Source organism: Halomonas hibernica (assembly GCF_013183775.1).
In the GTDB taxonomy this organism is placed as follows: domain Bacteria; phylum Pseudomonadota; class Gammaproteobacteria; order Pseudomonadales; family Halomonadaceae; genus Vreelandella; species Vreelandella citrativorans.
The window spans coordinates 37,047-50,759 of the sequence record NZ_VIFN01000008.1 but is presented as its reverse complement, the minus strand read 5'-3'; the positions used below and the strand labels follow the sequence as shown (position 1 = coordinate 50,759).

General features: G+C 48.9%; 14 protein-coding genes and 1 pseudogene. 11 read left to right on the top strand and 4 right to left on the bottom strand.

Going from position 1 to position 13,713, the window contains the following annotated elements; all coding sequences use genetic code 11:
- Nucleotides 1-124: 124 nt before the first annotated feature.
- From FKN99_RS12795 to rho, 5 genes are all read left to right on the top strand, one after another.
- A complete protein-coding gene (locus FKN99_RS12795) occupies nt 125-565 on the top strand; it encodes a YtoQ family protein (RefSeq protein WP_172118246.1) in 441 nt (146 codons plus the stop codon).
- Nucleotides 566-1,187: 622 nt separating this feature from the next.
- Entirely contained in the window at nt 1,188-2,033 is an 846-nt protein-coding gene (locus FKN99_RS12790; protein WP_172118245.1) for a TIR domain-containing protein, read from the top strand.
- A 90-nt stretch (nt 2,034-2,123) separates the two neighbouring features.
- Entirely contained in the window at nt 2,124-2,621 is a 498-nt protein-coding gene (locus tag FKN99_RS12785; RefSeq protein WP_172118244.1) for a hypothetical protein, read from the top strand.
- Nucleotides 2,622-2,707: 86 nt separating this feature from the next.
- The gene (locus FKN99_RS12780; RefSeq protein ID WP_172118243.1) at nt 2,708-3,766 is read left to right on the top strand and encodes a hypothetical protein; all 1,059 of its coding nucleotides are present in this window, start codon (nt 2,708-2,710) and stop codon (nt 3,764-3,766) included.
- A 444-nt stretch (nt 3,767-4,210) separates the two neighbouring features.
- A complete protein-coding gene (gene rho, locus FKN99_RS12775; RefSeq protein WP_172118242.1) occupies nt 4,211-5,170 on the top strand; it encodes a transcription termination factor Rho in 960 nt (319 codons plus the stop codon).
- 135 nt (nt 5,171-5,305) lie between these two features.
- On the opposite strand, the gene FKN99_RS12770 is transcribed toward rho, so the two are convergent.
- Nucleotides 5,306-6,493 carry a DEAD/DEAH box helicase gene (locus FKN99_RS12770; protein ID WP_172118241.1) on the bottom strand — a complete coding sequence of 396 codons (1,188 nt, stop codon included), beginning with the start codon at nt 6,491-6,493 and terminating at the stop codon, nt 5,306-5,308.
- Nucleotides 6,494-6,716: 223 nt separating this feature from the next.
- On the opposite strand from FKN99_RS12770, the gene sugE reads away from it, so the two are divergent.
- A complete protein-coding gene (gene sugE, locus FKN99_RS12765) occupies nt 6,717-7,034 on the top strand; it encodes a quaternary ammonium compound efflux SMR transporter SugE (protein ID WP_172118240.1) in 318 nt (105 codons plus the stop codon).
- A 129-nt stretch (nt 7,035-7,163) separates the two neighbouring features.
- Here sugE and soxR read toward each other — a convergent pair whose 3' ends face one another.
- Entirely contained in the window at nt 7,164-7,643 is a 480-nt protein-coding gene (gene soxR / locus FKN99_RS12760) for a redox-sensitive transcriptional activator SoxR (RefSeq protein ID WP_172118239.1), read from the bottom strand.
- A 94-nt stretch (nt 7,644-7,737) separates the two neighbouring features.
- Here soxR and FKN99_RS12755 point away from each other — a divergent pair, with 94 nt between their 5' ends.
- The 5 genes and pseudogenes from FKN99_RS12755 (at nt 7,738) to FKN99_RS12735 (ending at nt 10,369) form a co-directional block, all read left to right on the top strand.
- Nucleotides 7,738-8,163 carry a VOC family protein gene (locus FKN99_RS12755; protein WP_172118238.1) on the top strand — a complete coding sequence of 142 codons (426 nt, stop codon included), beginning with the start codon at nt 7,738-7,740 and terminating at the stop codon, nt 8,161-8,163.
- Between the two features lie 45 nt (nt 8,164-8,208).
- Entirely contained in the window at nt 8,209-8,769 is a 561-nt protein-coding gene (locus tag FKN99_RS12750) for a flavodoxin family protein (RefSeq protein WP_172118237.1), read from the top strand.
- A 220-nt stretch (nt 8,770-8,989) separates the two neighbouring features.
- Nucleotides 8,990-9,193, top strand: a pseudogene (locus FKN99_RS12745) (SDR family oxidoreductase); the annotation flags it as partial.
- Nucleotides 9,194-9,378: 185 nt separating this feature from the next.
- Nucleotides 9,379-9,801, top strand: a complete 423-nt coding sequence (locus FKN99_RS12740; RefSeq protein ID WP_172118345.1) for a tetratricopeptide repeat protein — start codon at nt 9,379-9,381, stop codon at nt 9,799-9,801.
- A gap of 85 nt (nt 9,802-9,886) precedes the next feature.
- Complete coding sequence (locus FKN99_RS12735; RefSeq protein WP_172118236.1) at nt 9,887-10,369, top strand: YehS family protein; 483 nt, start codon at nt 9,887-9,889, stop codon at nt 10,367-10,369.
- Between the two features lie 96 nt (nt 10,370-10,465).
- On the opposite strand, the gene poxB is transcribed toward FKN99_RS12735, so the two are convergent.
- Both poxB and mqo read right to left on the bottom strand, forming a co-directional pair.
- On the bottom strand, nt 10,466-12,202 hold the full coding sequence (gene poxB / locus FKN99_RS12730; RefSeq protein WP_172118235.1) for a ubiquinone-dependent pyruvate dehydrogenase: 1,737 nt from the start codon (nt 12,200-12,202) through the stop codon (nt 10,466-10,468).
- A gap of 8 nt (nt 12,203-12,210) precedes the next feature.
- Nucleotides 12,211-13,713, bottom strand: coding sequence for a malate dehydrogenase (quinone) (gene mqo / locus FKN99_RS12725; RefSeq protein ID WP_172118234.1), 1,503 nt, complete (start codon nt 13,711-13,713; stop codon nt 12,211-12,213).

Sequence of the window (13,713 nt, the reverse complement as noted above, 5' to 3'; positions counted from 1 at the left end):
TGTCTTGTCTGGTCTTTACTCACCGAGTTTTAGCATAAAGCCTAGCGCCGGTATAAAGTTGGAATGTTTTTCCATAAAATGGCTCTACCGAGTTATCTGATAGTCAGCATTCAAGGAGCAAGCCATGAGCTTTTACGTTTATCTTTCCGGAGAGATCCACACCGACTGGCGCGACGAAATCCAGCGCGGCGCAGAAGCCGCCGACCTGGATATCGTGTTCACCGCCCCAGTCACCGACCACGACGCCAGTGACGCCGCCGGCGACCACCTGGGCGAGCAGAGCAATCAGTTCTGGCGCGACCACCAATCCTCCAAGGTCAACGCCATTCGCACCCGCACGCTGATCGAGCAGTCGGATCTGGTTGTGGTGCGCTTCGGCGACAAATACAAACAGTGGAATGCTGCCTTTGACGCAGGCTACTGCGCCGCACTCGCCAAGCCCTACATCACCCTGCACAGTGAAGATATTGTTCACCCGCTGAAAGAGGTAGATGCGGGTGGCCAAGCCTGGTGCACTACTACTGATCAGGTGGTTGAAACGCTGCGCTACGTTTTGAAAGCCTAATATGCCGACCCAGCTAAGTGCACGGTGCCTGCAGGAGCGCAATCAATTGCGCGATCAGCAGCTATCGTGCCACCAAAGCCCAAAGCCCAAAGCCCAAAGCCCGCGGTGAGGGGGTTGTAGGAGCCCAGTTCATTGGGCGATCAGCGCTTGATTAGCCACCAAAAACGATCACCCGATGAAGTCGGGCTTTTACAGAAGCTCTCTGCAATGAGGCTACAGATGAACAGTTCGTCGTGCCACTAAGCCTGCAATACGAGGTTGTAGGAGTACAATTTGTTGCGCGATCTGTATTAAATTACTTAAATAAAACAGTTACTTGAAAAACGTTTTCTTTCCTCCGCCTTGCACTCCCTCAACACCGCACTGTAAAAATTTACCTGCTCGACGCGTGACCTAAGCCAATTTTATGAATAGAGTAATATGAACAGAGAAAAATGAGAGGGCACGTGATTATTAGATATTCTTCCTAGTGAAAATTTAATATTTTTTTAAAGCAATTGGGTATGAAAATGAGGTTGGCTAGATAGTGTCAATAAACGCAAAGGCATGTTTATTGGTGTATCTGGCTGGCTATAAATAATCACTGTTAGTGAAAAATCAAAAATATAGGTGCGTGGAATCTATGGAAGAAGTAGTCGAATTCCCAGATGAGTATTGGCATTGCCATGTAGAGCTGATTGGTGATGCAAAGAAGAAGGATAGATCTGCAGTCTTCAACGATCTGACATTTGATGAGCTTAACCAGCAAATTCTAACGCCGTGGCATTCTGGAAGGGCGTTCACCGTTGACGGAATGATCGTCAAAAATATTGATGACGTTCAAAAAATTAAGATTACGCAAACCTCACAGTCAAAGTCTCATTTCGCTGAAAAACATAACAACAGGATGAGAAACTCTGGTATCACAGATATGGCAACAGATCGTAGGTTGTTGCCTTTATCCTCTGGGAAGGACTATACACATGAGCTTCTATTTAAAGAACAAAAGATGACAAATACGGAAGGAAACATAGTTTCAGAAAGTAGTAATAATGTTTTTATTGTCCATGGGCATGACGAGCAAGTTAAAGAGTCATCGGCAAGGTTTATCGAAAAATTAGGACTGAATGCAGTAATTCTGCATGAACAACCTAATGAAGGGAAAACTATTATCGAGAAGCTCGAAAAGCATACCGATGCTGCATATGCTGTCATACTCTTTACCCCTGACGATGTGGGATCAAGTTCCGCATCACCAGAAGACCTCCAGCCTCGTGCGCGACAAAACGTCTTGGTTGAGCTTGGTTATATGGCTGCCAAGTTAGGGAGGGATCGGGTCTGCGTTCTGAGAAAAGGTAATGTGGAAATGCCTTCTGATTTGCTTGGTGTTTTATACATTGATATAGATTCAGCAGGTGCATGGCGACTTGAATTGGCGAAAGAGCTCAAGGTCGCTGGATTAAAAGTGGATTTGAATCAAGCCATGTAGGCCCTAACCAGATCAATCAAAAGTTTTTTCGCCAGCTCGTATGTTGGCGAAGTTATGCAGTAGTGAGTTGAACCGAGATAGGATAACTGGATGGACAAGATAGCTGAGATAGCAACGATATATAGTGAAGATCTTCCTTGGTGGTTTAGTGATGTTTTTTGGAACTTGCTAGCTGTTTTCCTGGTTTTGAGCATTATTATGGCAATTTTAAGAATCGTCAGAAGTGCTATCTTTCGGGAATCGTCAAAGAGCCTTTTAAGATTTCTTGGTTCAGCGTCTAAAAAGTTTTTGATGGGTGCTTTTTCTCAGTTGGAATCACCAATTGAGCGACCAAAAACAAAATTAGTGATAAAGACCTTGGAAGTTATCCATACATATCTTATGGCGGTTATCTTCTTTTTCCTATTTGCGTTGGTTTTTTCCTTAGTAGTCGTATTGGGATTGCCTAATGATTTGTTGGGACAGTTGGGAGCCTTAGGGCTGTTGATACTCTTCCTTTATATAGCTATATTCTTTAGAGCTGAAGCAGATAGAGTGTACCTGAGCCTTAAAGAATGTTGGCGTAAGTATCGCGACAGAGGTGACTAGCGCATTAATAGTAGTTGGAGCCGACCATTGCTATTTTTCTTCGGCTTCTTACCATAGCTTCATTTCTACAGTAGCGAGAGATTAATATGCTAGAGTGCTATCTAACTGGAAGCATTATTAAAGCACATAAAGACGATGATAAAGGTATGGATGCTTCATTGGAACATGTAATTCCTAATTCACTTGGAGGACAAGTTAAATCTAGTAAAATTCTTTCTTTAGAAGCAAATCAAATATTGAATGAAGATATTGATAAGAATTTCAATAAAATATTTTCATCGCTAGTTTCTAGATTAAATATTAAAAGAGATAGGAAAAGTAGTCAAAATTTTTTAGCCACGCATGAGAACTATGGTGTTGATGTCATTTATAAAAATGGTAAGTACTTTCCTAAGAAGCCATTTTTTGACAAAAATAAACTGACAATTTATGCTGATTCTATCAAAAACGGCGAAAACTATAAGAAGTATTTGCTAAAGCAGGAAACGATTAAAGAGTCAGATAGAGTTAAGATTTTTGATGATCTCGCTGGAGCGTTTAATGCCCCATTCAGTTTGAGTAATGAAGTATTTAAGAGAGGATTTGGCAAGATTTCAGCTGGATTTGCTGCAATAAACGGAATCTCCAGAAATAATATGAAAAGCGTTATTGATCTCGGTAATAATTGTATAAAACGCAATGTTATATTATCACCATATCTGCCAACGCAAGATGCAGAAGGCTCCTTCGAGGAAAATAAGCATAAAAGTCCAAACTACCCCGTACACAGTTTAGTACTTTGTGGAAACAAAGAATCAAGATTTCTATATTGTTACGTAGAGCTTTTTAGTGCATTCCAGTTTTATGTATTGCTTGATGATGATTATGAGGGCGAAGATATATATAAGTCTTATATTTATGACCTAATTAATGCGAAAGAAATTGAATATCAAGACTATGCGAAGTCAATTCCCAGTAGCAGTAATTTATTTAATATTTTGCCAGTATATCGATATATAGATAAAAGTATGTTTGTAGCTCTGACACATATAAAAAAGGATGATATTAAATTCTATTGTCATAGGAATTATCATGCTTTAGAGGCATTTACAAATTATTACTTTATTAGCGAGAAGGCGAAACATCTCCAACGAAAAAGAGCATGACAAGCTACCTTAGGTGATGCCTACAGCGCACCTGATTTAAGCGTAGGGCGTTAGACAAACTTAGTTGTTGAATAGGTTTTATTAGGATCTGGAAAACAGGCAAGGATTGATTAGCATACGCGTTTCAAGCCCTATAAACACGGTCAGAACGCTATGTTGGTGATTAACCACCCAGATCAGCTTCATCCCGGCACCTTTGAGCACGCAGTTCACTGTCTGATTGAATATAAGCTCGACGTGTCGGTTTTCCATCCCAAGTACCTCAACGACGCGAAAGGCCAGCTGGTCTATGATCTGGCTATTCTTTTAAAGACTATTCTGTTTGCTTACCAAAAGGCATCACGTCCAGCCGCGAGATACAGTTGTGCTGCAAGACCAATATCATTTTCAAAACGCTGCAGTTGTTCTATAAATTCAGGTTAATCAAGGCGATCCATCGATCTTATGACGAGAAAAACACTAGGCTTGAAGGTAAAAAGGCAGCAAGAGGCTAAGCCCGCCCGCGAAGTTGAAGACCAATTCCCCGATGACCCCGAAAAACGCTTTTTAAATGGCGTCGCCATTCATCCTTCCCCCCGCATTCATTTAGAGCCTGGTTCCAGCCAGCGCAGCGTACGAGCGATGGACTTGATCACGCCCATAGGGATGGGCCAACGTGGGCTGATCGTAGCACCGCCAGGCTCCGGAAAAACGACGTTGCTCAAACACATCTGCCAGGCCGTGGCTGAGGCGCACCCGGATATCAAGCTGTATGCCTTGCTGATCGATGAGCGCCCGGAAGAAGTGACGGACTTCAAACGCAGCGTGTCGGCAGAGGTTCATGCCTCCTCAAGCGACGAAACCTACACCCATCATGTGCAAATGGCCGATAAGCTTCTTGAGACGGCGCGTAGGCAAGCGGGCGAGGGGCACGATGTAATGATCGTAATCGATTCGCTGACTAGGCTCTCGCGCGTTCATAATGCCGAGCAGCGGGGCAATGGCCGTACCATGTCGGGCGGGCTGGATAGTCGAGCGATGGAAATACCGCGCAAGCTGTTTGGCGCCGCGAGGAAGATCGAAAACGGCGGGTCGCTCACCATTCTGGCTACCGTGTTGGTGGATACGGGAAGCCGTATGGATCAGGTGATTTTCGAGGAGTTTAAGGGCACGGGTAATATGGAGATCGTGCTGTCACGCGAGGTGGCCAATCAACGCATCTTCCCAGCGATCGATATTGCCAAAAGCAGCACCCGCCGTGAAGAGCTTTTGATTGATGCAAAAGACATTGAAAAAGTACGCACATTGCGTAGAGCGTTGACACAACTTAAGCCAGTCGAAGGCGCGCAGAAGTTATTTGAGCTATTGGACAAATATCCAACCAATGCCGAGCTATTGGACGCGTTTTCACCAGACTCAGCCTAGCCGTTAGGAAGACCTTTAACGGCCACACATGCTTACCCATGGCTTGGTAAAACAGGCCTTAATTGCAAACGCCTTTAGCAGAGAAGCTCACCTTTTATTTGTTAAGAGGTGAACTTCATTGGTAAGGTTTAACGATTACTTTTTCTTAAAGTTCAGGTTTGAAGCGGGCACTACTTTTCGAACCGGAAAGCCTTCAATTTCTTTGCGCTCAATAATGCTGTTTAATCGCCTTTCAATGGCGCAAAGATTTTTAAAGTCAGCCAAGGCGACAAACGAGATGGCTTCACCAGAGGCGCCCGCGCGGCCGGTTCGGCCAATACGGTGAATGTACTCTTCTGGCTGAAAGGGTAAATCGTAATTCACCACACGGCTTAGCTCGCCAATATCCAACCCCCGTGCGGCAACCCCCGTGGCGACCAGGTACTTTAGCTCGCCAGATTTGAACTGCGCCAAAATCTTTTCGCGCATGGCCTGGCTTCTGTCGCCATGAATGGAATCCGCTTTGATGCCACGCTTTGCGAGTTGGTCAACCAGCTTGGCCGCGCCGTGTTTTTTCTCGATAAAAATAAGCGCTTGATCCCACGCTTGCTCGTTAATCAGGTGGCTTAGCAGGGCGGACTTTGTGTCTTTGTCTACCGCGATTAGCCATTGTTTGATAGTCGCGGCGGCGCGAATGTTGGGAGAAATGGATATTTCAGATGCCAGGTCGGTCATCTTGCTGTCTGAAAAACCGTAGGCCAGCGCCCGAACGTCGCCATTCATGGTGGCCGAAAACAGCAGGTTCTGACGGTTTTCAGGCAGGCGTTCTATGATTTTGTTGATATCGTCGACAAAACCCATGTCGACCATTCTGTCCGCTTCGTCCAACACCATGGCGTTGAGTTCATCAAAGTGCAGCGCACGCTGATGCGCCAAATCCAGCAATCTGCCCGGTGTGGCGACGAGGATATCAATCCCTTTAATTAGTCGCTGCTTTTGAGGCTCGCTATCCACACCGCCATACACCGCCATAGACGTTAAGTGAAGATGTTTAGCGTATTGAGCGACACTGGCTTCAACCTGAACCGCTAGCTCACGGGTCGGTACGAGGATCAGCGCACGTATGCGTTTGCCGCGTAGCGTTCCCGCTGTAGTGAATCTTTCCAGCAGAGGCAGAACGAAGGCAGCGGTTTTGCCTGTTCCGGTTTGTGCAGTGGCGATTAAATCGTTACCCGAAAGAATGGCAGGAATCGCCTGTTCCTGAATGGGCGTTGGGGCTTTGTAACCAAGTTCGGTAATCGCTTGAACAAGTGGACTGGATAAGCCTAGTTTTGCAAATGACATAGGGGGCTCTGACGGGATGTCGTAAGGGGTGTCGGAATGAAAATATGTCGCAGTATAACGTAGTGCTTGTAGTAGCGCTGATTTACCGTATTGCGTGAACTTTGCACATGCCTTGCTGCTCCGTACCCAAATCCCGAATAGGGCGGGCTGACCCGCAACGCCGTGCGCCATTATGAGATAATCGAGGCAAAGAATTGATTAAGCAATCGACGATGAGGAATACATGAGCTGGTTTATATTGTTTATAGCGGGCCTTCTGGAGATCGGCTGGGCCATCGGGCTGAAATATTCGGTGGGCTTTACAAAACTCTGGCCGACTGCCTGGACGCTACTTTCGCTAGTGGCGAGTTTTCTACTGCTGGGCCTGGCGCTGAAAACCCTGCCCGTGGGTACTGCTTACGCGATATGGGTAGGGATTGGCGCAGTGGGGACGGCCATTTTAGGTATCGTGCTGTTTGGCGAATCTTTGGGCGTACTCAAACTAATGAGTTTAACGCTGATCGTTGCGGGGCTTGTCGGGCTTAAACTCGCCCACGCCTGATATCCATGGAAACCGCTAGTGGCTGCCCGTTCATTAAGCGTACCGGGGCGTGCTACCCGAAAGGCCACCGGGAGTACGTTGTTGAAAGTACGTTGTCGAAATCTGCTCTGTTAATGCCACCGTTATTGTTCATGACGCTTGATCATGTTTATCATCGGCAGCCCGCTCCTCCGCCTGATCCAACAGTACTGGGCCACTACCCGCCTCCGCCAACTCATCATCCGGGTTATACAGCGGGCAGCGGGTCATGCTTAAACAGCCGCAGCCGATACAGCCGCTGAGGTTATTGCGCAGCGTTTGCAGGTAGGCAATGCGGCCATCCAGCATGCGCTGCCAATTCCGGGAAAGCTGCTGCCAATCTTCCACCGTGGGCGTGCGGTTATTGGGCAGTGACTCGAAAGCTTGCTTGACCTCGTCCAGGCTGACGCCCACTTTTTGCGCGGCTTTAATCACTGAAATGCGCCTTAGCACCTCCGGTTTATAGCGGCGTTGGTTGCCCGCATTGCGCGAGCTTTGAATTAGTCCCTGCTGTTCGTAAAAGTGCAGGGCGCTGATATTAATGCCGCAGCGCTTGGCGACTTTGCCGACACTCCAGTTTGCCTCCGCCATTCTCGCTCCCGTTTTCTTCTGGTTCAAAAAAAGCTTTACCTCAACTTGGGTTGAGGTTTTAACCTTTTATCCGAACCCACGCAAAGAGAACAATATGTACCTGGAACACGTGAATCTGGTCGTTGCTGATATGAATGCCATGCTGGAGTTTTACCGCGCTGCTTTCCCACACTGGCATATACGCGATGAGGGGCAGGGTGAGTGGTACGGCAAACCGCGCAAGTGGGTGCACTTTGGTGATGAAAGGCATTACCTGGCGTTAAGCGACCATGGCGAAGGACAGAACCGAGCGCTGGAAGGCCATAGTGTGGGCCTGGCCCACTTTGCCTACGTGACCGATAACCTGGATGCCGTAGTGGCTCGATTAAATAACGCGGGCTTTGCCGTTGCCAAACCGGGTGCCACCGAGCCGTTTCGTAAAAACGTTTACTTCGTTGACCCAGCGGGGTTTGAGGTGGAGTTTGTTGAGTATCTGAGTGACATCCCGGCAGAGCGTAATTTAAATCGTGATGCGTTGTAACCAGCAGTGTAGAAAGAATCAGAGCAACGGAAGGGAGATACTGTAGTGAAAGTCGTCGTGATTTTTCATTCTGTAACAGGCACTACCAAAAAGCTGGCCCACTCGATTGCATCAGGTGCTGCAATGGAACCTGGTGTTGAAGTGGTCGCAGTAGAAATTGTTGGCGCCGATATTGTTGAAGGGCGTTTTCGTAACATCGAGCTGCTGCGGCAACTAGATAATGCTGATGCGATTATCTTTGGCTCACCTACTTATATGGGCTGCGTATCAGCGCAGTTTAAAGCGTTTACGGATGCCACAAGTGAGTGGTGGGCAAGGCAAGCATGGGCAAACAAAATTGCCGCTGGTTTTACCATTGGTGCTAACTTAAGTGGTGATCAACTGAGTACCATTCAGTACCTGCAAGTGTTTGCTAGTCAGCATGGTATGTTTTGGGTGGGTCTGGATACACCGGGCAACTATGACCCTGCAATGCGTAACAGGCTTGGTGCACAGTCCGGGCTTATTGCCCATTCCTTGGATACTGATCTCAATGAAAAGGACTTGCTTACTGCGCGTTATTTAGGTCAGCGGGTAGTACAAACCGCTAAAAAGCTCGCGGTGTGAAGGAGGAAAAGCGCGAATTTGTGAAACGGGCAGGCTATGAAACAGAGCGGTGCATTGAATGACAGCACATTGAATATGACAAGTGTTTAATGAATGGTGAGCTACGTAAGCATCTCGCGCCAAAACATAAGATGAAGTTAAAGCTTTCTATGAAGCGGCACTTAAAGTGGGGTGGAACATGCAAGGGCGCACGGGGTTACAGGCATAATTATCATACTGCCTTAACGGAGTGCGGCCAGGCTTTATCCATACGGATATGCATGCCGATGGCGGTGAACCGGGGCGGGTTGAGCGCTTGGCGCCCCAAATCCCTTTAAAACGTGGCGGCACCCCTGAAGAGGTTGCTCAGGCTATCACTTGGCTTCTATCAGATGAGGCTTCTTATGTGACCGGCTCGTTTATTGATATTGCGGGTGGTAGGTAGTTTGTCTTAAGCGAGTAGAGGCTTTTTCAATCGCCAACTCGACGTTACTGTCGGAAAAACCTTCAAGAGAGCGCTTCATGGGTATAATACGGCCCATCGCCAATTGCCGTAGTGTGGGCGCGCATATCGGGTCGTATCGGCGAGTTTACCAGTCGATTCTCATTTTACTGTTGAAGGTAGCTGACATGATCAATACCAAAATTTACAAGGCTGTTTATGAGTTGGCTGAAAAGCTGATGAAGGCGGCAGAGAAGGACGATCGAGAGACGTTTGATTCGCTGTATGCAGAGCTGAACGCCATTTGTATCGAGCATGAAGATACTGATAAGGATCATCCAGAGCAGTGGGAAACGTTGGCGGATTTTACCGAAGAGCTGGATGACGCGCTGGTGATGTATGAAAAGGCGCTTCACAAAGCCGAGGTCGCCAATGCTAAAGACCACCTGTCGTCTATCGGTTTTTCAATGGCGACCCTGCAGGTTGAGTTGGGCCAGGAAGAGGCTGCTATTCAACATCTGCAAAATGCCAAAATCAGTGCCAACAAGATTGAAGATAAAGATTTGAAAGCAGAAATTGATGAGCTGCTTGAAAAACTGACAGCGAAATAGCTGGCTTTGTTGTTACCATGATGATCTTGATAAATGCACATCCAGCGGGATTGTGCTGGGTTTTCCTAAGACCAGGAGCTGTCGTTTGACCAATAATGATATTTTTCGCCGTATCCGGTACTGCTTTGATTTAAAAGATACTGCCGTATTGAAAGTTTTTGCGCTGGCAGAGTTTACAGTATCTGAGGAGCAGGTGTCCGGGTGGCTGAAAAAGGAGGAAGACGAAAAATTCCTCAAAATGAGAGATCGCGAGTTGGCCGCGTTTCTTAACGGATTTATTAGCTATAAGCGTGGGAAGCGTGACGGCGAGCAGCCCGCGCCAGAAAGCAACTTGAACAACAACATGGTGTTCCAGAAGCTGCGCATTGCGCTAAATTTAAAAGCCGACGATATTCTAGCTATTTTTGAGCAGGCCGAGTTTCGGTTGAGCAACCACGAGTTAAGTGCTTTCTTCCGTAAGCCTACGCATAAAAATTATCGTGAGTGTAAAGACCAGGTATTGCGTAATTTTTTAATGGGTCTTCAGTTCCAGCAACGCCCTGAATCCAGGGGTTCAGAAGAAGTCTGAGGTTGTCACGCCGCTGTGATTTACAGGGGTTCAGAAGTAAAAAATGGCCATTCAATGCGAATGGCCATTTGCTGTTAAGCGTTTTTCAAACAGAACCTAACGCTTTAGCAGGTTGGTTTTGGCCAGATCAATGACTTCGTGCATGCTGCCATCCATGACGGCACGTAGCCCCCAGAGGCTAAACCCTTTGACCTGCTCCATGCCGATGGTGGGCGGCAGTACCAGCTCTTGTTTGGCTGTCACTACATCCAGCACGGCGGGGCCATCGTGGGCTAATACATTATCGATGGCATCGGCCAACTCGCCAGGATTTTCAACACGACGGGCATAAATGCCCATTGCGCTTGCAACGGCAGCAAAGTCGGGATTGTCCAGGTCTACGCCCGTATTAATGAAACCGGCTGCTTTCATTTCAAGCGCAACGAAGCCGAGTACTCCATTATTAAAGATGACGATTTTGATCGGAATGTTGTGCTGTTTAAGTGACAGTAAATCGCCCATCAGCATGGAAAGGCCACCATCGCCGGAGAACGTAATAACTTGCCGACCCGGCTGCGCGTACTGAATGCCAATCGCCTGAGGCATGGCGTTAGCCATCGAGCCATGCGAGAACGAGCCGATAAGACGACGTTGGCCGTTCATTTTAAGATAGCGTGCCGACCAGACCGTGCACGTTCCTACATCGGCAGTAAAAATCGCATCCTCACTGGCTTTTTCGCTCAACAAGCGCGCAAGGTACTGTGGATGGATAGGTGAGTGGCCTGAGTGATTTTGCGCCTGTTTGTCTAGCCCGTCGCGCGCTTTAACGTAGTGGGCCAGCGCTGCATCCAGAAAGTGCCGGTCAGTGCGCGTATGAAGCGCCGGCAGAATGGCCTCAATGGTTAACCCGATATCGCCGACCACGCCCAATGCCAGCTTGGCACGCCTGCCCAGGTTTTCAGGGCGAATATCGACCTGCACGACGTTGGTCTTTTGCGGTAAAAACTGTTTATACGGAAAATCCGTGCCCAGCATCAGCAGCAGGTCGCACTCCTGCATGGCCGCGTAACCTGATGAGAACCCGATAAAACCGGTCATGCCGACATCGTAGGGGTTGTCATATTCGACGTGCTCTTTGCCGCCGAGTGCGTGCACGATGGGGCTCTTAAGCGCATCGGCCAATTGCATTAGCTGGGCGTGTGAACCGGCGCAGCCTCGGCCAGCGAAAAGCGTAATGCGCTCTGCATCGTTGAGCAGTTTGGCGAGTGCTTCCACTTCGGTTTTGGCGGGCACCACACGTGGCGTGGGGGGTAATAAGCCATGGCGCGGCGTTACCGTTTTAACCGGTGAGGCGCGCAGCGCAACATCACCAGGCAGCACCACGACCGCAACGCCACGCTGCCCAACGGCGGCGCGAATGGCATTGTCCAGCACATAAGGTAATTGGCTGGCGTCGGAGACCAGCTCACAGTAGTGGCTGCATTCACGAAATAGTTCTTGGGGATGGGTTTCCTGAAAATAGCCGCCGCCGATCTCTGAAGAGGGAATATGCGCGGCAATGGCCAGCACCGGCGTGCGCGTGCGGTGGGCATCGAACAAGCCGTTGATAAGATGCAGGTTGCCGGGGCCACAAGAGCCTGCACAAACGGCCAGGCTACCGGTTAGTTGTGATTCGCCGCTGGCCGCGAATGCGGCAACTTCCTCATGCCGTAGGCCCACCCATTCGATGCCGGGCCGCTCACGTATGGCCTCAGTGAGGCCGTTGAGGCTGTCGCCAACAACGCCGTAGATCCGCTCAACACCGCTTTCCAACAGCGTTTCGATCACTAAATCAGATACGTTTTTGATAGACATGAGAGACCTCAAACAAAGTCCAGGTTTAACGTTGCGGCTGTTTGCTTGCGCGTGTCGTAGCAGGCCTCTTTATCCGTTTTAAGGTCGATGCCGTAGGTGGGAATGATCGTCTTGAGCTGGGGGAGCCAGCCATCATTGGTTAGCTTGTCGGCAAAGCATTTCTCTAATACCTCTAGCGCGATAAAGGCCGCCGTTGATGCGCCAGGCGAAGCGCCTAGTAACGCGGCGAGGGAGTGATTGGATGAGGCGATTAGCTCGGTGCCAAACTCCAATACACCGGCTTTTTCATGGCTGGGTTTAATGATTTGCACGCGCTGACCCGCCACGGCGTGGGTCCAGTCGTGATGGCGTGCCATTGGGTAGTATTGGCGCAGCATCTCAAATTGGTGGCTCTTGCTTTGCAGTACCTGGGAGACAAGATACTCCGTTAGTTGCCAGTTATCCTTTGCAACATCAAGCATGGGAATCACATTATCCAGGTGTACCGAACGGAACATGTCGGTCAGAGAACCTTGCTTGAGAAAGCGCGATGAAAAACCGGCGTAAGGGCCGAACAGCAGCGATTTTTTATCACCAATAATGCGCGTATCCAGGTGGGGAACTGACATCGGGGGCGAGCCATGGGCTGCCTTGCCGTACACCTTGGCGTGGTGACGTTCACTAATGCTGTCTATATCGCAGCGTAGCCAAATACCGCTAACGGGGAAGCCGCCGTAGCCGTGCCCTTCAGGGATGCCAGACTTTTGCAGCAATTCGATAGCGCCGCCACCCGCGCCGATGAAAACAAACCCAGCCTGAATGCTTTCATGGTGCTTGCTGTGCGTGTCGTGCATTTTCACGCACCAGCGGTTGTCGTTTTGTCGAGTAATATCCTGTACGTGCTTTAAGTAGTGAATTTCAAACCCGGATTGCTGCGACAAATGGTCGAACAGCAGGTGGGTAAGCGCGCCATAGTCGACATCAGACCCTGATACGATACGCGTCGCCGCGACGGGCTCGCCATCGCTGCGTCCTTCCATGATGAGCGGGGTCCACTGCTCAATCTGCGCGGGGTCTTCGCTATATTCCATGCCGTGATAGCAGTGGTGCGATGACATCTGCTTAAAGCGCTGGCGTAGATAGTTGACGTTATCCTCGCCCCAGACAAAGCTCATGTGCGGGCAGGGGTTGATAAACGCCTGGGGGTTGGGAATGGCCCCTTTCTTGACCAGGTAGGCCCAGAGTTGGCGTGAAATATCGAACTCTGTGTTGACCTCCAGCGCCTTGCTGATATCAACCGTGCCGTCTGAGCGAGCAGGGGTGTAGTTCATTTCGCAGTTGGCGGCATGCCCGGTGCCTGCGTTATTCCAACCATTGGAGCTTTCCTGGGCGCAATCTTTCAGCGTTTCCAGTACCACAATCTTGAGTGAAGGCTCTAGCTCTTTGAGAAGGGTGGCGAGCGTGGCGCTCATGATGCCAGCGCCGACCATTACAATATCTGCCCGCTCGGGAATCTGTGTTGATGTAGGCAT

Excerpts from the sequence above, each read along its gene's own strand:
- FKN99_RS12795 (WP_172118246.1), top strand. The coding sequence starts at position 125 with ATGAGCTTTTACGTTTATCTTTCCGGAGAGATCCACACCGACTGGCGC.
- FKN99_RS12790 (WP_172118245.1), top strand. The coding sequence starts at position 1,188 with ATGGAAGAAGTAGTCGAATTCCCAGATGAGTATTGGCATTGCCATGTA.
- FKN99_RS12785 (WP_172118244.1), top strand. The coding sequence starts at position 2,124 with ATGGACAAGATAGCTGAGATAGCAACGATATATAGTGAAGATCTTCCT.
- FKN99_RS12780 (WP_172118243.1), top strand. The coding sequence starts at position 2,708 with ATGCTAGAGTGCTATCTAACTGGAAGCATTATTAAAGCACATAAAGAC.
- rho (WP_172118242.1), top strand. The coding sequence starts at position 4,211 with ATGACGAGAAAAACACTAGGCTTGAAGGTAAAAAGGCAGCAAGAGGCT.
- FKN99_RS12770 (WP_172118241.1), bottom strand. The coding sequence starts at position 6,493 with ATGTCATTTGCAAAACTAGGCTTATCCAGTCCACTTGTTCAAGCGATT.
- sugE (WP_172118240.1), top strand. The coding sequence starts at position 6,717 with ATGAGCTGGTTTATATTGTTTATAGCGGGCCTTCTGGAGATCGGCTGG.
- soxR (WP_172118239.1), bottom strand. The coding sequence starts at position 7,643 with ATGGCGGAGGCAAACTGGAGTGTCGGCAAAGTCGCCAAGCGCTGCGGC.
- FKN99_RS12755 (WP_172118238.1), top strand. The coding sequence starts at position 7,738 with ATGTACCTGGAACACGTGAATCTGGTCGTTGCTGATATGAATGCCATG.
- FKN99_RS12740 (WP_172118345.1), top strand. The coding sequence starts at position 9,379 with ATGATCAATACCAAAATTTACAAGGCTGTTTATGAGTTGGCTGAAAAG.
- poxB (WP_172118235.1), bottom strand. The coding sequence starts at position 12,202 with ATGTCTATCAAAAACGTATCTGATTTAGTGATCGAAACGCTGTTGGAA.
- mqo (WP_172118234.1), bottom strand. The coding sequence starts at position 13,713 with ATGCCTACATCAACACAGATTCCCGAGCGGGCAGATATTGTAATGGTC.